The organism is Pseudoalteromonas sp. MMG013 (assembly GCF_018100885.1).
Classification (GTDB): domain Bacteria; phylum Pseudomonadota; class Gammaproteobacteria; order Enterobacterales; family Alteromonadaceae; genus Pseudoalteromonas; species Pseudoalteromonas aurantia.
On record NZ_JAGJEE010000040.1, the window covers coordinates 27,153 to 48,927 of the forward strand.

Consider the following 21,775-nt stretch of genomic DNA (forward strand, 5'->3'; position numbering starts at 1 on the left):
TCTTCTGTAAGCGCTATGTCTCTATCAATGTTGTTTGAGTTCTTAGCTTTATGATTTTGTTTAATATGGTTGATGATCTGATGATCTGATGATCTGATGATCTGATGATCTGATGATCTGATTGGCTGTCGGCAGAGTGAATGCTATACAAATAACATAGCCAAGTGCCGCTGCTACTTGGTCCAGTGATAACAACCACATCGAGAGAAAAAGAAATAGAGCACTTGCAGTCCATCCAATAGTTTTTATGTTCATAACAAATCCTTTGTTTTATGAGACGAGCACTAAGCGTAGCTTATTTTTGAATACTCACAAAAAACGCCCTTAATTGGGCGCTTTTTATCACTCAAACGTACTTTAAAATCAATCCATTCTTGCCATTACGTCGCGTCTTATCTCTTCTTTCGTTGGTCTGCGCGAGTCGGTGAACGGAAACAACATAGTCACTTTAGTGCCTGTTTTTGAGCTGCTGATCTGCAAACTGGCTTTGTATGTTTTGGCTATTTGCTTTATTGAGTAAATACCTACGCCAAAGTGTAAACGTGAGTATAACGACATACCTTTACCGTCATCTTCAATACATACCAATATATGATCAACATACTTGTTAATGTTCACCTTTAAATGCTCGGCTTGTGAGTGCTTTAGTGCATTGTTTACTGAATGATAGAGCACACTGTATATGTCTTTCTCAAGCTGACGGTCTAACTTAGCGTCACCGAGTGATACATCAAAGTTTAGCTCCATGTCACTTTGATATGAGCAGTGTACGTGTAACATATCAATAGCAACTGTTAAGCGCTCTTTGCCAAGCGCTGCTTGGTCTCGTGCAATTGGATCTAGCTTTGCCAGCGCATCGTCTAATCGTACTAAACCTTCAGTAACCATAGTTGCATCGCCGCCGCATAATGCTTTTGCTTCGTGTACTTTAAGCACTGCATCGCTGAGTTCTTCACGTTGAAAACGTTGTTGGTTCTTCCTATATACTTTATGAAAGCTCTGCACCCAAAAATAACAAAAGGCAAACACGGCCAGTACGAGCAAAATAGCCGCTGCTATATAGGCAGATACCGCAGCAGGGGAGGTGTACCACAATGTTAGCACTTTAAACTCAAGTTTAGTTTCTGCGCTGTAGCGGCCTTGGTTTTCAATTCTAAATACCGCGTTATATGTGCCAGCTTTTAAGTTTTGTAATTGAATGCCAGGTGCCAATAATGTTTGCCACTCGCCGTTGTTCAACTTAAATTCAAATGTATTGTTATTGTCGCCTACAAAGTTGTAGTCGCTTATTGTTACGTCAATAGACGAATTGTTCGTCTCAAAGTTTGTAACATCAAAGCTTGTTACCCCGTTTACCGTTACGCTGGTAAGTTTTGGTGCAAATAGCTCCACTGACTTTGCCGTTGTAAGCTCAAATATGTGATCAGCGCTGCTTGCATACAAACGATCTCCCAAAGCTTTTAAGCTACCAATGGTAAATGCTTCTGCTTCAGTTCCGGTTATCAACTTAGTGTAGTCTGCGCCGTTCTCTAAAATATGAACGCCGTTGTTTGTGGCTAAGTACAAATTGTTATTAAACTGCACAAGCTCTTTAATAAAGTGCGGCGAGCTGAGCTGCTCCCACTCGCCAGCTTCCGCTTTTCGCCATAGACCCATGCCGTAGGTGGCTGCAAATAACGTTGAATTTAATACATAGCTGTCGGTTACTAAGGTATCTATGTCTAAAGTAACTTCTGACCAGTTATCTGTTTTTACGTGTAATAAACCGTGCTCTGACGCAATGTAAGTCGATTGCCCACTCACATTTACATCAAGTACTTCTAAAGTCGTCATCAATGACTTTATACGCTTATTCACAGTAACTTTTAAATTTTCATCAACGTTTATTACGCCGCTGTCGTTTGTTGCAATGTTTAAAGTGTTGTGATCAACCGCAAAGTTAATTACATAGTCGTTATGTAACTTGGTTACCGTATTCGAATGTGTATCAACATAAAACGCGCCTACACTAGTGCCCAGAGCAATACCACTTTTAAAGTGCTGCATTGCAGTTACTTCATAGTTGCTGGGTGATACCTTTTCGTTTACCCAGTCTATTGCTGTATATGATTGGCCTACTTTTTTGTACAAGCCCTTTGTTGTGCCAAGCCACATAGCGCCATCAACCGACTCAATTACATTATATTTTGAGCCTAAAGTAATGCTGGTGGATTTTAAGCCAACTTCAACGGGTTCAAACTTATTTAAGCCAATGCCCCATATTCTGTTGTTACTATCAGCAAATAGCTCACTGTAATTCTTTTTCGTTGGGTTTATTGAGCGGCGCGTCACCTTTAAATCAGCAAGTGTTAGCTCATGTACGTGTTCGTTTTCTGTAAAATATATAAAGTAGGGTGCAGCAAAAATAATGTTATCTGCGTTTTTTATTTCAGTATTGCTGATCACATGTTGCTGAATGGTTGAATAGTAACTCAGCTTTTCATTAGCAAAATACACCACACCATGCGGCGTTGCTGCTATATCACCACTTTGAATTTCACCAGCTTCTATTGTAGTAACGGCTTCGTTTTGAATTAAAAACACACCTTCTTTTGTCATTAAGTATGCGTCAGAGCCGAAAGCGTCTATATCAAGCACTTTACCTGCACCGTTGTAAACCGTACTTATAACGTTGGTGCTTAGGTCAATTTGTTTAACTTGATCAGTTGCAAGGGTAAGTAATGATGTATTCGTTAACGCAATTTTTGTTGCTGCAATCGCGGTCATTTTTTCTGACTGAAGGGTATGCAAGTCTGTACGCCAAATGTCACCGCTAGCATACAGGGTAAATAGGGTGTTTTGATTGTACTCAATGTCGCGTACTAAACCACGGGGCAAGCTTGTAACTGCGCTTAATGCTACAAAGTGTTGTCCATCGTATCGATAAACACCGTCGTGTGACGACAAGTAAAAATTCTTGTTATCGTCTTGTTCAATACTGTTTAGGTTCTCAAATTGAAATGCTGTTGCAAAACATGCATAAAACAAAACAACTATTAATATAAAAAAGCGCATAAGATAATCCGTTCAAAATTGGCCAGCTAATCAAGCTGGCCCTTACTTCCTAGTCTTGTTTTAGTTAACTTCGTAGGCGTTGTGGTCTCTAACCCCACATCCTGCTAAAACAACTGGAACATCAAACTCACCTTGAATTGAGTGTTTCATTTCAGTGCGAGTCCCACTAATTGTAACAGACTTTGCTTTATTGTTAAGTTTTTTAGAAGATTGTTGTGCGCTTTGCCAGTTAAAGCTCTTTTCTCTATCTGCCAAAACAAACAAGTACGTAGGTTTACGCGGATCAGACGCTTGCTTTTTGTTGTTCCAAGCATGCATTACCGCTTTACCTGCCGCTTCGCCGTATAAGTGCGTATAGCCGGCTGCAAGTATTTGAGCACCTGAGTCACTCATAACCATAAGGGCGGTGTTTTTGTAGTCGCTTCCGCAATCAAACGACACATCAACATTAAGCGTAGAACCATCAGGCAAGAGTAAATCAGCATTCATATGTGATACACGAGCACGATCTTCAAGAGGGGTAAGCGCATTTGCTGCGTTAATACTAAATACAGCAGCAAGAGGGAGTAATATTTTTTTAAACATCTAAGTTTCCTTAAGTCATATAAAGCGCACCCTCTGCAACGGTTTTAACCATGACTTCGTTAAAGTTATATTCGAAAACTTTTTCTAACAGTAATGGTGTTAACTTATTCCGTATAAGGAGTTCACGCTCAGCAGTTAAGCGTTTATTAGCGAGGATTTCATCTAAAATTTCTACGACTAACTTATTAGCTGCTAATACATCTGTAACAGCTAATGAGCCCGTATCATTTGAAGCAGATACTTCCTCGTCGTTATTGTCGACCTTTATAGCGCTGCCTGTAAACACTTCATTAAGGTCAATACCACTAGAAATGCACCCGTTGATCACTCCTTCCCACGGTAAGCTATTCCTATTCTTAGCGTTTCTGACCGCTGAAGCAGATAGCCCTAAAGCTTTCGAAAGTGCTGCATCGCTGTCTACATTAAATAGCTTAAACAGTTGTTCGTACACTTTTTCAACATCAACAAACCGAACTGTATCAAGAACCATAATCCACCGTCAATACATATGTATGATTAAATCTTAATTTAAAATATATTTGTATTTTATTTGACTCTTTAAAATACATATGTATTAATTTAATAAGTTAAACATACATATGTACATTAGAGGTCATACAAATGAGTCAACCTGAAAACTTAACATTCCCAGAGATACAAGAAAAGCTTAAAAGCAAAGATATTTTCTTCACCGATATTGCTATTGCTCTAGATGTAACTGTTAGTCATGTAACACAAATAGCTAAACGAAAAGGTCGTTCACAGCGTGTAGCCCTAGGAATATCTCAAGCCTTACAGCTATCAGTAAATCAAGTGTTTGGCACTGAATACACAGAACGCAGATCCAACAGAAAAGAAAGACGAAATCAGATAGTTGAAGCGCTTAGGGCTGGGGAAAACGTACCAGACCCAATAAGCATGCACGGTACTGTTAGATAACGCTAGGTTAATTTGAGGAGATTTTTACCATGAATACCGATGACTTAAAAATTAATATCTTAGAAGCTGATGTTCCACCGGATTGTGATGTATACCATCAATTTGTTCACTGTGTTAATGCAAGTATGAGGCGATGTGGGTATACAAGGGCAGGGCTTTCTACTCGTATGAATCAAGCGTTAAAAGTGTTAGAAGTCGAAGTAGATGAAACAAAATTAAATAAATGGTTTGCCCCAAGTCAAACTGCTCATATGCCCATTCATTACTTACCTGCACTTTGCTGGGCAATAAGAAGCATAGAGCCCATCAATCTATTGTTGAACCCGCTAATGTTCAAAGCTTTTGATCAGCGAGCACAGCTACTACAAAAGCATGCTGAAATGGAAATGAGAAAGCAGCAAATAGAAAGAACCCAGCAAGACATTATCAACTCAATCTCGCTACCCAGCGAAGAATAATCGAGGTTTAAGCAATGACAATCAAAGACCAAGATCTATTTAAAATTTGGGTTTGCTATGAATAAAGAACTAACAGCCATGGTTGGTGAAGAGTCGGCTGAAGAGCTTTTAAGCCATATAGAGGGTAACACGCTCCCTATAAACATTATTATGCCTGACTCGATAGACGACTGTATGGATAGAGCCACCTTCTTAGCTAATAGGCAATTTAGTGATGCTGCGGAAATGGGGTTTATCTTGCTACACGTAAAAGCACAAGTTCAGCATGGCCGGTTTATTCAATTACTTGATGAAAGAGGGATTCATCGTCGTTCTGCGCAGCGGACAATTGCTGTAGCAAAAATGTTGGTCTCGTTACCAAAGTCCAAAAGCGACAAATTGTCGCTTTTGAATATGAATCAACATCAACTAAGCGAACTCACCAAAGTTCCGATTGAAACACTTAAAGAACTAGATGATCAAGATTACGAAGTGTTGGCTGAAACAGCGGGTAGTTCTATTAAGCAACAAGTCGCTGAGCTACTTGAAAGCAAAACTGACCTAGAAGACACACTCGCTCACACGATCAACGAGCTTGAAAACGAGCGTTTACGCAAAGCACCTACCTCGCGTTTTGATATGCCTATTTTCATTAGCGAAATACGTAAAGACGCGATTGTACATACCGAACTTTTAAATGAAGCACTGCAACAAGCCCAAGCCGGCGTTAGGCAACTGTGCGAACTGCGCACGCTTGACTTGAATGACCGCATTAGCGCTGCCCAAGTTGTACACCATAGCTATGCAAGTATTTATATGCAGATAGGCACGATGCTAAGCCAACTCCATATGGAGTTTGGTGAGCAAGTGCAGGGCATAGGCAACTTACCACAATTTGACGATGCTGAATGGCAATACGTAGACACAGAGCGTGAGCGTTTGCTTGAAAGCTTCAAACTCAACTTAAACAAGGGAGATAAATAATGCACCCAGCCGTTGCGAAATACAACCAGCTACCCGCGCTTTCTAATGTACAAGATTGGAAAAAAGCGACTGATAAAGCACGAAGGTTAGCCCAACACCGCGCCACGATAGTTAAACACTTGCTGTTAAATGGCAGTTTAGACAGTGCTTTAACGCAGTTAAAAGAGCGTTTAAACACGGGGTTATTAGCCCCGAGCATTAACCAAGCCATAGCCGCAATTGGTAAACTGCCTAGCCGTGCCACCTTATATAACTGGTGCAAAGCCTATAAAGATTTGGGTTTAGAAGGGTTGTTACCTAACCACAAAGGTAAAGTGGCAAGTACCAAACCTTGGGCTACGCGGGCGCTGGAGCTTTACCATGCGGTTAATTCACCGAGCTTTGCACAAGTGGCCGACGAGCTAAAAAAGCAAGGCTTTGATGCTCAGGCGTTTCAAGTGCGCCGCTTTATTAATGAGTTGCCCCACGAACTTGGCCCACAAAGCCCTCATAGAATGGGTAACAAGCTGTATCGTGAAAAACACAAAGACCATTTAATACGCTCAACTGAACATATACCGCCTGGTTTTATATACAACGGCGATGGTCATACGCTTGATGTGTATTTGGCACACCCAAAAACAGGTAAGGCATGGCGTGCTGAGTTAACGGCTTTTCAAGATGTGGCAAGCCGCTGCATTGTCGGCTGGGAGATAAGTGAAGCCGAAAGTGCTGTAAGCACACTCACTGCGTTAACCCGGGCCATTGGCATACATCAACACATCCCCTCAATGCTTTATGTTGATAACGGCTCTGGCTATAAAGCAAAAATGATGACAGATGAATGCTGTGGTGTTTATGCCCAGTTTGATATTGAAGTGATTTTTGCGATACCAGGTAACGCAAGAGCAAAATGGATTGAGCGGTTCTTTTTACATATGGAAGACCGTGTAGGCAAACGCTTTGAAACCTATTGCGGCCGCGACCATAACGAACGCCATAAGCAGCTTATGCTCAATGACGTAAAGCAAGGTAAGCGAACTCTGCCCAGCTTAGAGATGTGGATAAACGAATTTAAAACGTTTTTAGAGGATTACCACAACAGCGCCCACCCTGAAATTAAACACAAAACCCGTAAGCAAGTATGGGAAGACGGCTTAATACAAGACAAACCACCATGTATTGATTTTGTGATTTTGCCTCGCGAAAAAGTAAACGTGTTACGTGGCCGAGTACGCCTACACAACCGAGTGTATTCAACTGAGTACCTTCATCAGTTTAATGGCCAAGAGTTGGTTGCCGGCTACGACATGAACGACGACAGCTTCATTAACTTGTATGAAAAAACAGGGGAGTTTATTGCTGTTTGCCAGCTTAAAAACAAATCAAACGCGATACCCGCAAGCCGTATTGAAGAGCGACAAACCAAGCGGTTAGCAAACCAAACAAAACGACTGCAAGGGCATTTAGCTGAAAAACAAGCACGCGCTGCGTTAGACCGCGTTGTAAATGTGGCTGAAGTAGAACAACTGGCTGCAGACACCCCGCATGTACTTGAAGAAAAAGCCCCTGAAACCCTCGATTTTGATATTACCGATTTTAGCGTTGAGCCAAGCACGAAGCGTGTTTTGAACGCTGATTTTCTAGAACTGGAGAATGATGATGACGACATTTAACGAACACTACAGTGAGCAGCAGATACTACAAATTCAGCGTATTAACGAAGAAATACACACCTATGAATTAAGCCCGTTTGATTATGCACAAGGCTGGGATTTAGAGTCGGTTAAAAAAGTACTGGCAGGGCGCTCGCCCATCAATCCTAAAAAAGTGGTTGATGCATTGTGGTTGCACTTTTTTGATGATTTAAACCCAACAGCACTCACAACAGAGGCGAACGGCAGCATTTACTCAAATACTGATTTACAGCTAGCAGCCAAAATACGGGCGCGCTTAAAGCAAACGGATATAAAAGAGCAGGGTATAAGTTCGGCTGATATTGCGCGTAAGCTAAACAAAACACCCGGTGCAATTAGCCAAATTATTAATGGCAAATACGCTGCTAGCCCTGAAAAGCACTTACACGATATATGGGCTTTAGTAGAGCCCGCATCAATAGAAGTAACAAAAGAAGCCAAACCGAATGAGCAAAAGCACATACGTATTCGCTATGGCGAAGTGCCTTTTGTGAATACTAGCGTGGCAAAAATGATAGAGCTGGCGTGTGAGCACGCCAAAGAACGCCGCCGTTTTAGTGTGTTTGCAGGACAAGCTGGGCTGGGTAAAAGCAAAGGCATTAAGGCGTATTGTGAAAAGCACCCCGACACCATTTTAATTGACGGGAGCGAGCAAACATCCAGCACCCAAGTATTAGAAGAAATTTGCGTTAAGTTGGGTTTGCCTAAAAACGGCAGTGCTTATAAAAACATGAACAAAATAATTAATGCGCTGGCCGACAGCGAGCGTTTAATTATTTTAGACGAGTCTGACAAATGTAAGCCCAATGCGTTAGACCCCCTTAGAACCATATCTGACAAAGCCCGCATAGGCATTACGCTCGTGGGTAACATACAGCTGATTGACAAACTACAAAGCCAAGAACGCTTTGAGCTTATAGCAAGCCGCGTGTGTTTTTGGCCTCGGCCCTATGGCGAAATGCCCGTTGATGACATTAAAACCCTGTTTTTTGAACTCACGCAAAACACCGTGTCACTCAGTGAAGACGATGAAAAATGGTGGCAATGGTTACACAAACGCGTAGAGGGCAATGCCCGCTTGCTGGTTGAAAACCTATTACCACACATTTTGAGCTGGTCGCGTAAAAACAAAAACAAAAAACTCGATCGACTCACCGTTAACTCTATTTTTTCTACCGTGCTGAATAAGCCCGCTATTTAACTCACACCCCGTTGCAGCGGGGTCTAAATCGACAGGAATAATAACTATGGCATTTTCAATCACAATACATGAGTCGTTTTTTAATGCGCGACTGGCATTTAACGACAACATTAGCAAACCACGAATGATGGCAACACTTGCTGAGCACGACAAAACAGGCCGTTTACTCGATGACTACAACGGTAATGTACAAGCTGCTTTCACGGTTTTACTGTGCACCAAGATATACGCAATTGCGAAAAAACTACAGGTTAAATCGCTGGTAAAAATTACCGAAGAATTTACCAAACAATGTAATAAATATGGGCGTATGTATAAACCCAACGCGCAAAAGTGGGACTTTAAGCTAGTGCAATTTGAAGTGTTACCCCAATTCAAAATTGAGGTGGCTTAGCATGAACTTAATTCAGCAAATTAAAGCCGCACAAAAATACGCACACATTTGTGACGACTCGCACCGCAAGAATGTACTGCAAGTGAGTAACTACCGTGTATCAACCTGTACCAAGCTTACCGTTGAAGAGCAAAACCAACTGCTTAGACGCTACAGAAGCATGAACACTCAATCACTTAATCAAGCACTTAAAAAGAACCCATTGCCGCCAGAGCTTAAGCACATTTACAGACTGTGGGGCTTACTGGCCAAAGCAGGGCTGGTAAACGTTGATAGTAAACAAGCATGCGATACGTTTTGCCAAAAACACACCGACGGATTACCGCTGAACACCGCTAAAGCCCATTGGAGCCGACTAATTGAAATACTAAAGGCGTGGTTGAGTCGAGGAGACAATCATGCAGTTTAATCACCAGCGCATTACGGTAAACCCGAACCGAGAAATGTTCACTGAAAACCAAGGATATAGAAAGCCAAGTGCTAAAGATGTTGTGCGGTGTCGTCAGCGCAGAACAGTCGAAGCACTTTTAGAAGAACGGGCCATTGAACGCGCGTATAGCATTGAGGGCTTAATCGATGAGTGAGCTAAATGAGTTAAAAGTCGACTTAAGAGCGCTACCCGCAGGCATTCGCGCATTTGTAAACGTGTTAGGCGTTGAAAAAGCCATTGGCGCACTAACAGAACAGGGCGGTCAGGTGTTTTATATTCCCAAGCACCCCACGCCAACGTGTGAGTTTGTAAAGGTGTTTGGTATGGATATGTGCATGGCATTATCACGCTATTCAGAGCAGCAATACCAAGTGCCGATGCTCAACAAAGTACTCGCTCAAGTACGTAACCAAACCATTGTAAATGAAGTGGCCAAAGGCACCACCATTCAAGAGTTGGTAAAACGCTTTAAAATTACGCGCCAGTGGATAAACAAAATTCTACATGAGTACAACGCGTATGAAGCAAGCGAAGTTTACCGAGAGCAGCAAATGGAGTTTAAGTTATGAAAATGACAGCAGACCAATTTAACGCCAAATATACAATTGGTAGCGGCTTCATTTATCAGTCTGTTATGGCTTTTAGAGGCGGTGAAGCGGTATACACCACCAGTGAAGCCTGGACGATGTGTAGCGGTGAAGTTGTTGTTAAGTTACGTGGTAAAAGTGGGTGTTTTTCGGTTGACCATTTGACGTATGCGGGAGCCTAAAATGTGTAATTTTAAAGAGAGCATGAAGTGCACTTCAGCGATGAATTTAGCAGTGAAACAATTTGCGGTAGTGGGGTTGTTAGCAATCGTTTATATGATTGCGGTCATTAGCTCACCTGAACAAGATGAAGTTAAAGCAACTGAATGTAAGCGAGTAGGGAGAAATGGTCACCCTTCAATGCCCCCAATTAAACCCGACTCAAAGCCATTGTATCGGGTTCTTTTAGATCAATTCAGTGAGGAGCAATAACGTGTTGTATTGGGATGCGTAAAAACAACTTTGCGCTGCTCACCGCTTTACAATTAAGCGGTGGCAGCAAACCAAAACTGTGGATGCTCAAAGCTGGTATTGCTTTGCTGAGCAACCATATCAAACAACGTAAACGCCTTGGACTACCGCTTTTAGAGTTAGAAGAAGAGCTTGAAGAAGAGCTTGAAGAGGCTAAGAGAATTAAACCTGATTGATGTTAATTGGGTTTTATTCTCTTGCTATGACAGCCGCTTTAGTGCTAACTTCTTTACATTATAATTGATTTGTTGGGGGGGTTACTCAAAATACTTAACTGCCAGTATATCCAGCTCTTGTGCAAATTCATCAACACCATCCAAAGTCAATGTAAGAACCAGCTTCACAATTCTTTTTTCTTCTGATTCAGAAGGTAAATCGTCCAGCGCAGCGTTAATATCCGTATACGCTTGTTCAACAAAGTCTTCAATTTCTTCGATAGCGTTTTTGGCAAAACGAGAAAGGTGTTCTAATAGCTTATTAAAATCTGGCCCTGCGTTTAGATTTACGAATGAAAGACGCCAATCGATAAACTTTCCATAAATTTCAGCAAACCTTTGGCAGACATATTGGATTTGATGATAATCACCAGGCTCACCAGGCAGTCCGAAAGAATCTTTAGAAGCCTCATTTAAAAGGCGAGTTAACATTGGCGCTAAAGGAGCAAGCTCTCGATGCTTACCTTGAATGTATGAAATAACTTCAGCTGGTGTTTCGAGATCAATGCTACTGACGAAGGAAATACCATATTTAAAATCCATGCGTTTTTCCGAAAGATCGCCTATATAATCCTTTAGAAGTTCAGCAAACAACCTGTATTCCCAACCAACTTCTTCATCTAATACAATTTGAGTCGCTTTGGGTGAAAATTTATCGCTAGGTAAATCTAGCTTTTTTGAATCATATTTTTGCTTAATTAGCAGTGATTCCATAAACAGATACGGAATTTGATGTTTTATTACTAATTCTATATCTTCAGAAGAATTGAAGCCAAACACCCAATTCGCATTATAGTGCTTTAACTTTTCTACAAACTCGAACAGTACATTATTATCAACGTAATCTGAAAAATTACTTCCTGGGTTCTTTTTCCACAAAGGTAAAATATCGAGTATTTTTTTATCAATAAAAACAAATACAGGAATGCCTTTCTTTTTAGCTTCTAGATATTCCAAATTTGTTACGGACTTGCCATTCGCGGTTTGAAAGCCATACCTCCCCCCAACTATTAAAATCAAGATATCAGCTTTGTTTCTAACATTTTCTAAGCAGTTTGAAATCGTATCGTTAGATGCATTTACAGGGAAAGACGCATGTTCCGAAAGAACAGGTGTTAGTCCTAGATTCTCAATTAAGCTTCTAATATTCAACCTGACTTGCCCCAAATCATAACAAGTAGAACTAACAAAAATTGATGGTTTATAACCTAATGGCATCGACTGTCCTTATTAATTATCCAAACGCCAGCAGCAACGGTCGGATGGAAGTTGGTTGTGAAACGAGAGTGGCTTTTAATCATACCTAATTCCTGCGATTGTTGTGCACCGCCTTTTCAAAATAATGATTCGGTGAGTATGTTAAGTGATAATTTATTATCACCCGATAGATCGGTTCGCATAGCTGCTATAATTTTAGCAAAGGAAGTATGCGCGTCCTCAGAATCTAATATACCGTAATTCGTAAAAAAGGAGTGCATTTCGTGGATTACATTCTCACTACCAATGAGAATCACTCTGGACTTGGCTTTAGTTAGTTGCTGAAACTGCTCTGAACTCCTTTCCTTAGAAGAGGCAATTTCAGCAACTATATTAGTCAAGTCAACATAAGCCTGAGCGCGTATATCAATGGCCTTTTTAATTTTCTCATTTCGACGGCCTAAATAATACTGGATTAAGGCACTAATCCCAACCCCAGTAATGCCGATTAATGCCACAATTAGTTTAATATCCATTATTTCCTTTTAGGTATAAGACCTTACTTTATCTCATTCTGGTGATTCAAAACGCACCAAAACGGAGTATGTAACGTAGTCTGATAATTTCACTAATCATTAATTTTGTAAACAAGTATCTAAAATCGTTGAAAAGTTCAAATGCTGTTATTTTTCGCCAAAACGGTGATTAATCATTTAATCATTTAATCATTTAATCATTTAATCATTTAATCAGACAAATATTCGGATATAACTGCTTTTGAAGTTCTGTATGTTCTTCTAGTTTCAATCACCAGTTCTTGCATATCAGCCATTTTTAATTTAGCCTATTTTAGTGAATTCACTCCCACCTTTGCAAACTAGTTTACATATACCCCTCATATAGTTAGCACGCCAAAATAGCCCCATGAGCAAAGCAAAATCATTGCCTGTGTGGGTGTTGGCTGAATACATTGTTGCTGCAAATACGCGAGAAGAAAAACAAGCGATTGCGGCATTGTGTGAGCCACGATATTTACAGCTGCTACGTAATAGTGTGAAAGCGCTGTTAGCCAAAAAGCGTGCTGAGAAACCACCCAAAACTGTGCCTGATTGCTTTGTGCAAGTTAAAAACAAACTTAAGCACAGGTCTGAATGATGGAAAAACTAGAACAACAATTAAAACAGCACGAAGGGTGTGTGACCACGGTTTATCTTTGCTCCGAGAATAAACAAACCATTGGCTATGGCCGCAACTTAGAAGACAGAGGCATTACAGAAGACGAAGCCCTGTATTTACTGCGCAATGATATAAGTGCGTTTACAGAGCAAGTAAAAAGCAATATCGACACATCGAAATGTAACCCCGCTCGCAAAGCTGTACTGATCAATATGGCGTTTAACCTTGGTATTGCTGGGCTTCTTAATTTCAAAAAAACCATCGCAGCGATTGAAGCTGGCAAATGGGAAACCGCCGCAGTTGAAATGCTCAATAGCCGTTGGGCCTCACAAGTTGGCGCACGCGCTGACGAACTGGCCGAACAAATGGCAAGCGGGGAGTGGCAGCTATGACACCAGAGCAAGAGAACCAACTGTTTCAGAGTATCGGCCAAATTCAAGCGACACAAACCGCGATTTTAAAAGAAGTGACCGACATTAAAACCGACCTAACTAAACGCGTAGATGGTTTAGAGGCCCGCGTTGAAAAAGTTGAAACCCATGTAACCAATAACCGCATCAAAATAGCGGGGTTTGGCGGTGGCGCAGGGCTACTTGTTGCCATGGCGGTAGAACTGTTAAAAACAGGCGGAGGGTAGTAAGTATGGCCCATTCACCCGATATAAAACATGCGGTACGCGACAGCTACGTAAACGAGCTGTTAGCGCTGACTGTCGCGGCAATAAAAAATAACGTGTCTGAAGGCACCGCGCGACGCTGGAAAGCAGAGGCCAAAGCTGATGGCGACGACTGGGATTTAGCTCGCGCAGCATCACGCAAATCAGAAGGGCCTGCTGGCGAGTTTACTCAAGATTTCATCGAAGAGTTCACGATACAAGTCAACGAAACATTCACTTTGCTTAAACAACAAAGCGATGAGCTTACGCTTGAGCAGCGTACCAAAACACTGAACTCACTCACCGATATGATGAGCAAAGTTATGAAGGTCAGTGGCGGGAATAAGCGACTAGAAAAGCGTGCCATTGCAGCTGAGGTAATAAAAAAGCTGGCGCAGTTTGTTTCAACCCATCACCCCGATTTTGCCCCCGCACTTGTTGACATACTGCAAGCCTTCGGCCCACGTTTAGACAAAGAACTGGATGACTAATGGCCGATATGAATTCTAAAGAGTTCTTAACCGAACTCGAGAGTATAGCTGGCACTCTACGCCGCGATATAGAAGCCAAAGAGCGCAATATTGACCCAAGCCCAAAGGCGATTTCAGCACGCAGGAAACGGGTGCTTGACGGTGATTTTACGTTTTTTGTGTATACGTACTTTCCCCACCATATGTGGTTGGATGACGACCAAAAGGCCAGTGAGTTTCAAGATTACTTTATGAAGTGGTTTCCTAAAGCGCTTGACCTTGATAACGGTTGGAAGAATTGGTTTGTGGCCCCGCGAGGCGAGGGTAAAAGTACCCTTGCAGCCAAGCTTGCTCCAATATACGTTTGTATACAAGCGCTCAGACAAGATGAAGACATATGCAACGAACTTAACTTAACGCGTCCGAGTGTGTTTATCGACAATGTTATTTTGTTTGGTGCAGAGGCTAAAATGCCCGCCAAAACCTTAGAGGTGGTTAAAACTGAACTGCTGAATAACAACAACCTATCTTTAGATTTTCCTGAAATATGCACTCCCTCAAACGTTTGGAAAATCGGCGAGTTTGTTACGCCGCAAGGGGTCCGTTTTGAAAGCCGAGGGGCTGAACAAGGCGTAAGGGGAACATTCCACGGCGCAAGCCGCCCTAAGCTATTACTGTCTGACGACATTATCACAGATAAAGAGGCCAAATCACCGACTGAGCGAGACAACCGTTGGGGATTTCTTGAAGCTGCGGTTCAATATCTTGGCCCACCTGACGGCTCAGTTAAGTTTCTAGGTATTAACACGGTACTTAACAACGATGACCCTATTTCTCGTGCCGAAAATGCACCTGGCCATATTGTTCATAGATTCAAAGCCATCTCTGAATATCCAGAAGACATGGAGCTTTGGAAACAATGCCGTGAATTGATGCTCTATGACGACAAAGACTTTGAAAAACGTGCGGCTAAAAAGGGGGAAGCTGTTAGAACACAAGATAAACCCAGTTTTAAATTTTGGCTGAAGAACAAACGCAAGATGAGTAAAGGGGCTAAAACAAGTTGGCCTAGCGTGCGCTCTTTGTATAAAACCATGGAAATGTGGGCCTCGAATAAGAAAGAGTTCAACCGAGAAATGCAAGGTATTGCCAAGTCAGATGAAGAGCAAATTTTCTATCAATTTGAAACATGGATCAACCGATTAAATTTATGGAAGCCCTACGGCGCTTGCGATCCAAGTATGGGAAAAACGCAAAAAGCCGACCCGAGTGCGTTACTTGTTGGCTTTTATTCACTGGAACTTGGCAAGTTACATGTTGAGTACGAAAGCCGCAAAGTACGCGGTACCAGCAAATTGCTCAACGACCTAATTAGAGCCCAGAAAGAATACAACTGCATTGTATGGGCCTTTGAGAATAATACCGCGTTTGAGTACATGCGCCATGACTATATAAAGCGCGGCTTAGACCAGCAAATCGCATTGCCATTACGAGGAGTCACCGCAACGGTTAGCCAAGAAGAACGGATAGAAGCCCTTGAACCTTATGTGACTAACGAGCCAGCCCAAATTGCGTTTCATTCCAAGTGCACGTTGTTAACGGATGAACTTGAAAACTGGCCCGCGAAACAAAGTGCCCACCATTATGACTTGAGTTGTGCGCTATCGCTTTTATGGGAGGCAGCAAGTAAAGGGGCTGGAGGCGTACCTAAACCGCGCAGCACAAAGGTTATTCAGAATATTGAGGGCTACCATGTCTAAGCCGCATTTAAGCTACAAGAACTATAGAAAGCTACAAAAGCTATTCAACATGAGCGCAACAGACCCGAACATGTTTGCGATGATGACGGAGTTGCCCAACCCTGATCCAGTACTACGCAAAGCAGGTAAAAGCGCGCTGATTTATGATGAGATAACGCGCGACCCCCATGTTATTGGTGAGCTACGTTCACTGCGCTCAGGTATGTTTGCATTCAATGCAGAGCTGGTACCAGGCGGTGACGACGCAGCAAGCCAGAAAAGCTATGAGTTAGCAAAGCAACTGTTTGCGCGTAAGCCCCGTGTTAATACTCAGTGGTTAGACCTAGATTGGCACAACTATAGCGCCATTTTACACGGTTATTCAGTCACGCATTTGGGCAAGTATGAAAAGACCAATAATCAATGGTTGCCATCGAGCATCGACAGCTGGCCTGCCAGTCGTTTTGTGTTTAACAGTGACCACGAACTACTTGTTAAAACCAAAGAAAACCCACAAGGCGAACGCACTTATCATGCCCGTTGGACGTGCGTTCGACATATGCCCAGCAGCAAAAACCCATATGGTATTCCGCTGTTAAGTAGTTGCTTTTGGCCATGGACGTTTAAGCATGGCGGTTTTAAGTTTTTTGTGCAGTTGTGTGAGCGTTTTGGGGTGCCATTTCCCATCGGTAAACACCCCGTTGGCACACCTGAAGGGCAAATAGAAGAGCTAATGAGCGGGCTGGTAAAGCTCATTAGTGACGGTGTGGCGGTTATTCCTGACGACACATCTATGGAAATATTAGAAAGCAAAATGAGCGGTGAGCCTGTACAGCTACAGCTTATCAATTTATGTAATTCAGAAATGAGCAAAGCGCTCACTAGCCAAACCTTAGCAACCGAACAAAAGCAAGGCGGGGCTAGGGCTGCCAGTGAAACCCATGCTAAACGCGCAGGTGAAAATCAACGAGCAGATAGGGCGCTTGTGTCTGGGTATAGAAATCAAATATTAGAAGCCATTCACCAAATAAACTTTGATGGCGGTGAACCCGCGAAATACATTTGGCGTGACAAAAAAGACATCAACTTAGATGCCGTAAGCGTTGTTCGTGAAAGCGCAAAGCTGGTACCAGTCACCGAGGATCACGCTTATAACACGCTGGGTATTCCGAAACCTCAAGATGGCCAAAAAATATTAGAAGTACAGGACGATGGCGCAGGTATTGCCAGCGCTGCAAAACAGGATTTTTCGGCTAATGATAATACCGATACAGACGTGTCTACATTCGATGAATTCGACCAAGCAACTAGCGACCAAATCGAACAGATTTGGCAGTTTGCACAGCAAGCAGACTCACTTACAGAGTTAAAAAACAGCATTAAAAACACATTCCCTGGCATAACCGATAACGCACTCGCCGAAGTTGCAGCTTCAGCGTTTGAGCTTGAGTTTTTAAAAGGGATGAGTGAAGCCAACCAACAGGAAAATCAAAATGACTAACGAACAAAAAAGCATTGTTGTGATCACAAAAAAAGGTAAAGACGAAACCAAGCGCAAAGCCAGTGCAGCATTGGCTGCGCTTGCGTTAAAGGGCTGGGAATATAAAACACAGATTGAGAATGCGCAAAAACAAGTAAAGCAAATTAACAGTGAGATTTTAAAGAAATTAGAGGTTGGTCAAGCACTCGTCATTGAAGGTGTAGGGCGCTGCACACCCACGCAAGCCGAGCGGTATTCAATCTCTGACTTAGAAGAACTGAAAACACTCCTTGGCCCACGCTTTAAAGACCTAACAACACAATCTGTTTCATATACTGCGAGCGCAAAGCTCAAAGAAATGGTTTGTGACGCGGACTATGCAAAACACGCAGAACTACAAGCCTGTTTTAGTATTTCACAGTCTTTAAGTGCACGTTGGACAGGTGAAAAAACCAAAAAAGACAGCAAAGCCGCGTAATGATTTAAACCACATGTATACGCGGGCAAACCCCGCGTTTAGGGGGGAATATGGCAATAAGTAATGAAAACCACTGTATGGAGTGCGCATAATGGACCCAATAACCATAGCCCTTGGAATAGCAAAACTCACGGGCTTAGACAATAAAATTGGTCGTTGGATTGGTGGCGACAATGGCGCAGATGTGGCCACAAAACTGGTTGATATGGCGCAAACGCTCACTGGTGTTCAAGATACCGAAACCGTGATTGATAAAATGAGTAAAAGCACCGAGCTGCAATATCAATTTCGTACAGCGCTGCTTAATAAAGAACAGCATTTAGAAGAAATCGCTTTTAAGAATGTAAACAGTGCTCGTGATATGCAAAAAGCGGCACTTGAACAAGATGATACCGAGTCAAAGCGCTTTATCTATAAATTTTCGTGGTTTTGGGCGGTCAGTTCGTCTTTATATATAGCAGCGGTAACGTTTATAGAAATACCTGCAGGATCAGAACGATTTGCAGATACTGCACTGGGCTTTATTTTAGCTACGGCACTGGGTGGCATGTTTAACTTTTTCTATGGGTCAAGCCAAGGGTCAAAGCATAAAACCAACAGTTTATTAAGCAAATTTAAGTAGGGCGCTTATGCCAATTTCTCCCAAGTATGGCCAACTCATTCAGTTTGACGAGGCCATTTCCCACTTTAAGCAAAAGATCCAAATACCCACTGAGTCATACAAAGATTTGCGGGGCCATATTCATGCGCGTGCATTTACCGTTGCAGGAGCAACAAATACCGAATTACTTGGTGATTTACACAAGGCTGTGACGCATGCCATAGAAGATGGAGAAACATTAGCAGCATTTAGAAAACGCTTTGATGACATCGTTGCTAAGCATGGTTGGTCATACAATGGCAAACGAGGCTGGCGAACTAAAACGATTTATCGTAATAACAAAAATACAGCACGAGCAGCTGGCCGTTGGGAACAACAGCAACGGGTAAAAGCGCGTAGGCCATATTTATTGTATTTGACGGCTGGTGATCAACGCGTAAGGCCGCAACATGGCAAGTGGAATTACATTTTATTGCCAATTGAACATAATTTCTGGCATACCCATTATCCGCCAAATGGCTGGCTGTGCCGGTGCAAGGTCGTAAACCTGAGTGAAGCCGAGATAAAACGGCAAGGTTTAACGGTCACGCCTGAAAATACATTAAAAGAACACACTAAGTACTTCACAGAAGTTGACGCTAACACAGGTGAAGAATTACAACGTTTGCCAGGCATTGATTTGGGTTGGGACTATAATCCAGGCAAAGCATGGCTTGGTGGTGACATATCAGTAGGCAAAATACTCTATAAGCAAGACAAACACATTAGAGAGATGTTGATCCCAAAGTTTAATGATGCGGTGAATGCTGGTGAGTCACAGTTTAAAAAGCACATAGCAACAACAGCTGCTAAACAAGCATTAGGACGACAGTTAGATGATGGTGCAAAATTGATAGTCGGGCACTTGAATAACAATGCGGTTGATAAAGTTATTGCGAAGTCAGCTTTAGATCACAGTACCTTGGTGGTCATTGATGACGCGATGATAAGTGTGTCGTTGGCGGCAATTGGGTTTGAACAAACAGCGAATTTAATGCAGCTAATTCAGCAAGCAAGTTCAGCGGCATACAATCAAAGCGTATTAAAGCTAACAACTGACAGTGCGCTGATCACAATTCAAGTGATGGCTGATTTTAATCGTGTGGTTGCCGTAGAGAAACTTTAAACGGTGTTAAAACTGGGTTTAAACGTTATTTAAACTCGCTTTAAACACGTTTTAAAGTGAACGATTGTGATCTAATTCTAAACGTATAATGAGCAGGAATGATCGTGGAATGAGTCAAAATGAGCGGGTTTTGTCTAAAAACAAACGTAATTTGATTTGTGGTGATTTTAGAGTTAGTCTAGGCGAAGTCCTTAGTTAATAGGGGCTTCAGAGCAATCAATTCTAAAATATCACTTCATCATTAAATCTAGAAATGAACGACCCCTTACATCAATATGCGGGAAATAAGGTTATTTAACATAATATAAATTATAGGATGTTAATAGTTATTGTAATATGCTGGTATTTTGATTTGTATTAAGCGAATGATTTACGCATTAAATGTCCAATACTAGACAGTATCGGACATTGCTGTAAGGTACACAATTTATATTCTTTATGGCTTCTTAGTGTAATCCATCTCTAATGGTGCTGGTCCTTTATATGGTCCGATCAACTGTTCTAGTTGTAACCGGAAACGCTCCACCATGTCACGCTTTAGCATAAATCGATGAAAGTCAGCCGGTGATGTATTGTAGTGCTGAACCGATTTATAACCGCCTGGAGATTTAACATCCATACGTACTGGAAATTGTAACCATTTACTTTGAAACTCTTTAGATATCATCCAGTTTAGGTATAATTTTGCAGCCGCTTTATTCTTCGCATTTCTCGGAATTGCAGCAACTTGAAACCAAGTTAAAAAATAGTCTTCTTTAGGTAAAATAAGGCGCGTATCACTGTTTGGCCAAGGTACAAACGCCCAAGATGTTGTAAAGCTGGCACCGTACCAACCATTATTGATCGCGACGTACGGCATAGAAGTTCCACGCACCCAAGTCCGGTTTGTCGCAACCAGCTTTTCTAAATACTCTCATCCATACTGCTCTTTTAGATTCCAAAATTGATATAGCACAGCATTATCAGTATGTGGATAGGTTAAAATGACCTTTCCTTACTCATAAAATCCATTGACCACGATTCATTATGTTGTGTCGGTGCACTTAATGGTTCAGGTGTTCTTGTTGGAACACAGCGCTTTCCCCTGCGTCTCAAGCTTAGTTTTAGCATGTTGTAAACGCGTTGTTCCGAGGCTTACCCTTATTGCGAAGCCTTTTGAATAGTTTAGGCAACCCCCAACCTTTGATGGCGCTCTACTAGCGCAAATAATGCATCGATAACTTCATCATCTAACGGCCGTTTATGTTTGTAATAAAAAACTGAGCGGCTTAGCTCTGCCACTTCACAAGCAAATGCGACGCTGACGTTAAATTGTGCTCTTAAATGCTCTCCCCAAGCTCTGCCCTACTTGTTTTTACAGCTTTTTTGCGATGATATCCTCAAGCACCGAGTGCTTTAGGCTAAGCGTTGCAAACATATCTTTTAGCTTACGGTTTTCTTCTTCAAGCTCTTTGAGGCGTTTAACATCAGACGCTTCCATACCACTATACTTTGAGCGCCATTTGTAAAATGTACTTTGGCCGATACCCTGTTTACGGCAAATTTCAGGTACAGGAATACCCGCGCCTCAGCTTCTTTGATCATACTGACAATTTGAGTTTCGGTGAACTTGCTTTTTCTCATCGTAAATCTTCCTATTTTAGTTAATGGAAAGTTCTACTTATGAACTGTTTCATTTTTTGGGGGAGTTACAGAATCAATATAGTTCGAGTCATTTATAAGAATATGGATGTTGAACAACAGCTGAAGCAATGACCAGTCTATTTAAGGTGTACTTATCGCGAACCAGCCCGAGTTCTCTAATTTTGAGTAAATTCACTGAAAAAACTCGAAAATTTATT

General features: G+C 41.9%; 27 protein-coding genes and 1 pseudogene. 21 read left to right on the forward strand and 7 right to left on the reverse strand.

Features of this window, described 5'->3' with window-relative positions:
• Positions 1-363: 363 nt before the first annotated feature.
• Genes J8L98_RS22135 through J8L98_RS22145 form a run of 3 tightly spaced genes read right to left on the reverse strand, consistent with a single transcriptional unit; the run spans position 364 to position 4,129 of the window.
• Positions 364-3,054, reverse strand: a complete 2,691-nt coding sequence (locus J8L98_RS22135; protein ID WP_210998251.1) for an ATP-binding protein — start codon at positions 3,052-3,054, stop codon at positions 364-366.
• 60 nt (positions 3,055-3,114) lie between these two features.
• Positions 3,115-3,639, reverse strand: coding sequence for a hypothetical protein (locus J8L98_RS22140; protein ID WP_210998252.1), 525 nt, complete (start codon positions 3,637-3,639; stop codon positions 3,115-3,117).
• A gap of 10 nt (positions 3,640-3,649) precedes the next feature.
• Complete coding sequence (locus J8L98_RS22145) at positions 3,650-4,129, reverse strand: hypothetical protein (protein ID WP_210998253.1); 480 nt, start codon at positions 4,127-4,129, stop codon at positions 3,650-3,652.
• A gap of 131 nt (positions 4,130-4,260) precedes the next feature.
• Here J8L98_RS22145 and J8L98_RS22150 point away from each other — a divergent pair, with 131 nt between their 5' ends.
• From J8L98_RS22150 to J8L98_RS22205, 12 genes are read left to right on the forward strand one after another with little or no spacing between them, the layout of a single operon-like run.
• Positions 4,261-4,578: a hypothetical protein gene (locus tag J8L98_RS22150; protein WP_210998254.1), complete on the forward strand. Its 318-nt coding sequence runs from the start codon at positions 4,261-4,263 to the stop codon at positions 4,576-4,578.
• Positions 4,579-4,607: 29 nt separating this feature from the next.
• Positions 4,608-5,036, forward strand: a complete 429-nt coding sequence (locus J8L98_RS22155) for a hypothetical protein (RefSeq protein WP_210998255.1) — start codon at positions 4,608-4,610, stop codon at positions 5,034-5,036.
• A gap of 57 nt (positions 5,037-5,093) precedes the next feature.
• Positions 5,094-5,999, forward strand: coding sequence for a hypothetical protein (locus J8L98_RS22160; RefSeq protein ID WP_210998256.1), 906 nt, complete (start codon positions 5,094-5,096; stop codon positions 5,997-5,999).
• Positions 5,999-7,654: a Mu transposase C-terminal domain-containing protein gene (locus tag J8L98_RS22165; RefSeq protein WP_210998257.1), complete on the forward strand. Its 1,656-nt coding sequence runs from the start codon at positions 5,999-6,001 to the stop codon at positions 7,652-7,654. The genes J8L98_RS22160 and J8L98_RS22165 overlap by 1 nt, the downstream gene beginning before the upstream one ends.
• Positions 7,641-8,876 carry an AAA family ATPase gene (locus J8L98_RS22170; RefSeq protein WP_210998258.1) on the forward strand — a complete coding sequence of 412 codons (1,236 nt, stop codon included), beginning with the start codon at positions 7,641-7,643 and terminating at the stop codon, positions 8,874-8,876. The genes J8L98_RS22165 and J8L98_RS22170 overlap by 14 nt, the downstream gene beginning before the upstream one ends.
• A 46-nt stretch (positions 8,877-8,922) precedes the next feature.
• Complete coding sequence (locus tag J8L98_RS22175) at positions 8,923-9,270, forward strand: hypothetical protein (RefSeq protein ID WP_210998259.1); 348 nt, start codon at positions 8,923-8,925, stop codon at positions 9,268-9,270.
• Position 9,271: 1 nt separating this feature from the next.
• A complete protein-coding gene (locus tag J8L98_RS22180; RefSeq protein ID WP_210998260.1) occupies positions 9,272-9,679 on the forward strand; it encodes a phage protein GemA/Gp16 family protein in 408 nt (135 codons plus the stop codon).
• Positions 9,669-9,854, forward strand: coding sequence for a hypothetical protein (locus tag J8L98_RS22185; RefSeq protein WP_210998261.1), 186 nt, complete (start codon positions 9,669-9,671; stop codon positions 9,852-9,854). Before J8L98_RS22180 ends, J8L98_RS22185 begins: the two co-directional genes overlap by 11 nt.
• Positions 9,847-10,269, forward strand: coding sequence for a Mor transcription activator family protein (locus J8L98_RS22190; RefSeq protein WP_210998262.1), 423 nt, complete (start codon positions 9,847-9,849; stop codon positions 10,267-10,269). The genes J8L98_RS22185 and J8L98_RS22190 overlap by 8 nt, the downstream gene beginning before the upstream one ends.
• Positions 10,266-10,469, forward strand: a complete 204-nt coding sequence (locus J8L98_RS22195) for a hypothetical protein (RefSeq protein ID WP_210998263.1) — start codon at positions 10,266-10,268, stop codon at positions 10,467-10,469. The genes J8L98_RS22190 and J8L98_RS22195 overlap by 4 nt, the downstream gene beginning before the upstream one ends.
• Before the next feature lie 22 nt (positions 10,470-10,491).
• Complete coding sequence (locus J8L98_RS22200; RefSeq protein WP_210998264.1) at positions 10,492-10,719, forward strand: hypothetical protein; 228 nt, start codon at positions 10,492-10,494, stop codon at positions 10,717-10,719.
• Positions 10,720-10,733: 14 nt separating this feature from the next.
• Positions 10,734-10,934 (forward strand): hypothetical protein, encoded by a 201-nt coding sequence (locus tag J8L98_RS22205; RefSeq protein ID WP_210998265.1) that lies wholly within the window; start codon positions 10,734-10,736, stop codon positions 10,932-10,934.
• Positions 10,935-11,015: 81 nt separating this feature from the next.
• On the opposite strand, the gene J8L98_RS22210 is transcribed toward J8L98_RS22205, so the two are convergent.
• Both J8L98_RS22210 and J8L98_RS22215 read right to left on the reverse strand, forming a co-directional pair.
• Positions 11,016-12,191, reverse strand: coding sequence for a DUF4062 domain-containing protein (locus J8L98_RS22210; protein WP_210998266.1), 1,176 nt, complete (start codon positions 12,189-12,191; stop codon positions 11,016-11,018).
• Positions 12,192-12,307: 116 nt separating this feature from the next.
• Positions 12,308-12,706: a hypothetical protein gene (locus J8L98_RS22215; protein WP_210998267.1), complete on the reverse strand. Its 399-nt coding sequence runs from the start codon at positions 12,704-12,706 to the stop codon at positions 12,308-12,310.
• 388 nt (positions 12,707-13,094) lie between these two features.
• On the opposite strand from J8L98_RS22215, the gene J8L98_RS22220 reads away from it, so the two are divergent.
• The 9 genes from J8L98_RS22220 to J8L98_RS22260 all read left to right on the forward strand — a co-directional run bounded on the left by J8L98_RS22220 (position 13,095) and on the right by J8L98_RS22260 (position 19,934).
• The gene (locus tag J8L98_RS22220) at positions 13,095-13,325 is read left to right on the forward strand and encodes a hypothetical protein (protein ID WP_210998268.1); all 231 of its coding nucleotides are present in this window, start codon (positions 13,095-13,097) and stop codon (positions 13,323-13,325) included.
• Positions 13,322-13,738, forward strand: coding sequence for a glycoside hydrolase family protein (locus J8L98_RS22225; protein WP_247682667.1), 417 nt, complete (start codon positions 13,322-13,324; stop codon positions 13,736-13,738). Before J8L98_RS22220 ends, J8L98_RS22225 begins: the two co-directional genes overlap by 4 nt.
• Positions 13,735-13,983, forward strand: coding sequence for a hypothetical protein (locus J8L98_RS22230; RefSeq protein ID WP_210998269.1), 249 nt, complete (start codon positions 13,735-13,737; stop codon positions 13,981-13,983). The genes J8L98_RS22225 and J8L98_RS22230 overlap by 4 nt, the downstream gene beginning before the upstream one ends.
• Before the next feature lie 5 nt (positions 13,984-13,988).
• On the forward strand, positions 13,989-14,492 hold the full coding sequence (locus J8L98_RS22235; protein WP_210998270.1) for a DUF1804 family protein: 504 nt from the start codon (positions 13,989-13,991) through the stop codon (positions 14,490-14,492).
• The gene (locus J8L98_RS22240) at positions 14,492-16,231 is read left to right on the forward strand and encodes a hypothetical protein (protein WP_210998271.1); all 1,740 of its coding nucleotides are present in this window, start codon (positions 14,492-14,494) and stop codon (positions 16,229-16,231) included. Before J8L98_RS22235 ends, J8L98_RS22240 begins: the two co-directional genes overlap by 1 nt.
• The gene (locus tag J8L98_RS22245; RefSeq protein WP_210998272.1) at positions 16,224-17,711 is read left to right on the forward strand and encodes a DUF935 family protein; all 1,488 of its coding nucleotides are present in this window, start codon (positions 16,224-16,226) and stop codon (positions 17,709-17,711) included. The genes J8L98_RS22240 and J8L98_RS22245 overlap by 8 nt, the downstream gene beginning before the upstream one ends.
• Entirely contained in the window at positions 17,704-18,168 is a 465-nt protein-coding gene (locus J8L98_RS22250) for a hypothetical protein (protein WP_210998273.1), read from the forward strand. The genes J8L98_RS22245 and J8L98_RS22250 overlap by 8 nt, the downstream gene beginning before the upstream one ends.
• 91 nt (positions 18,169-18,259) lie before the next feature.
• Complete coding sequence (locus J8L98_RS22255) at positions 18,260-18,790, forward strand: hypothetical protein (protein WP_210998274.1); 531 nt, start codon at positions 18,260-18,262, stop codon at positions 18,788-18,790.
• A gap of 7 nt (positions 18,791-18,797) precedes the next feature.
• Positions 18,798-19,934 carry a phage minor head protein gene (locus tag J8L98_RS22260; RefSeq protein WP_210998275.1) on the forward strand — a complete coding sequence of 379 codons (1,137 nt, stop codon included), beginning with the start codon at positions 18,798-18,800 and terminating at the stop codon, positions 19,932-19,934.
• A 436-nt stretch (positions 19,935-20,370) separates the two neighbouring features.
• On the opposite strand, the pseudogene J8L98_RS22265 reads toward J8L98_RS22260, so the two are convergent.
• Positions 20,371-20,835, reverse strand: a pseudogene (locus J8L98_RS22265) (extracellular solute-binding protein); the annotation flags it as partial.
• A 453-nt stretch (positions 20,836-21,288) separates the two neighbouring features.
• On the reverse strand, positions 21,289-21,492 hold the full coding sequence (locus J8L98_RS22270; RefSeq protein ID WP_348771923.1) for a transposase: 204 nt from the start codon (positions 21,490-21,492) through the stop codon (positions 21,289-21,291).
• Between the last annotated feature and the right edge of the window lie 283 nt (positions 21,493-21,775).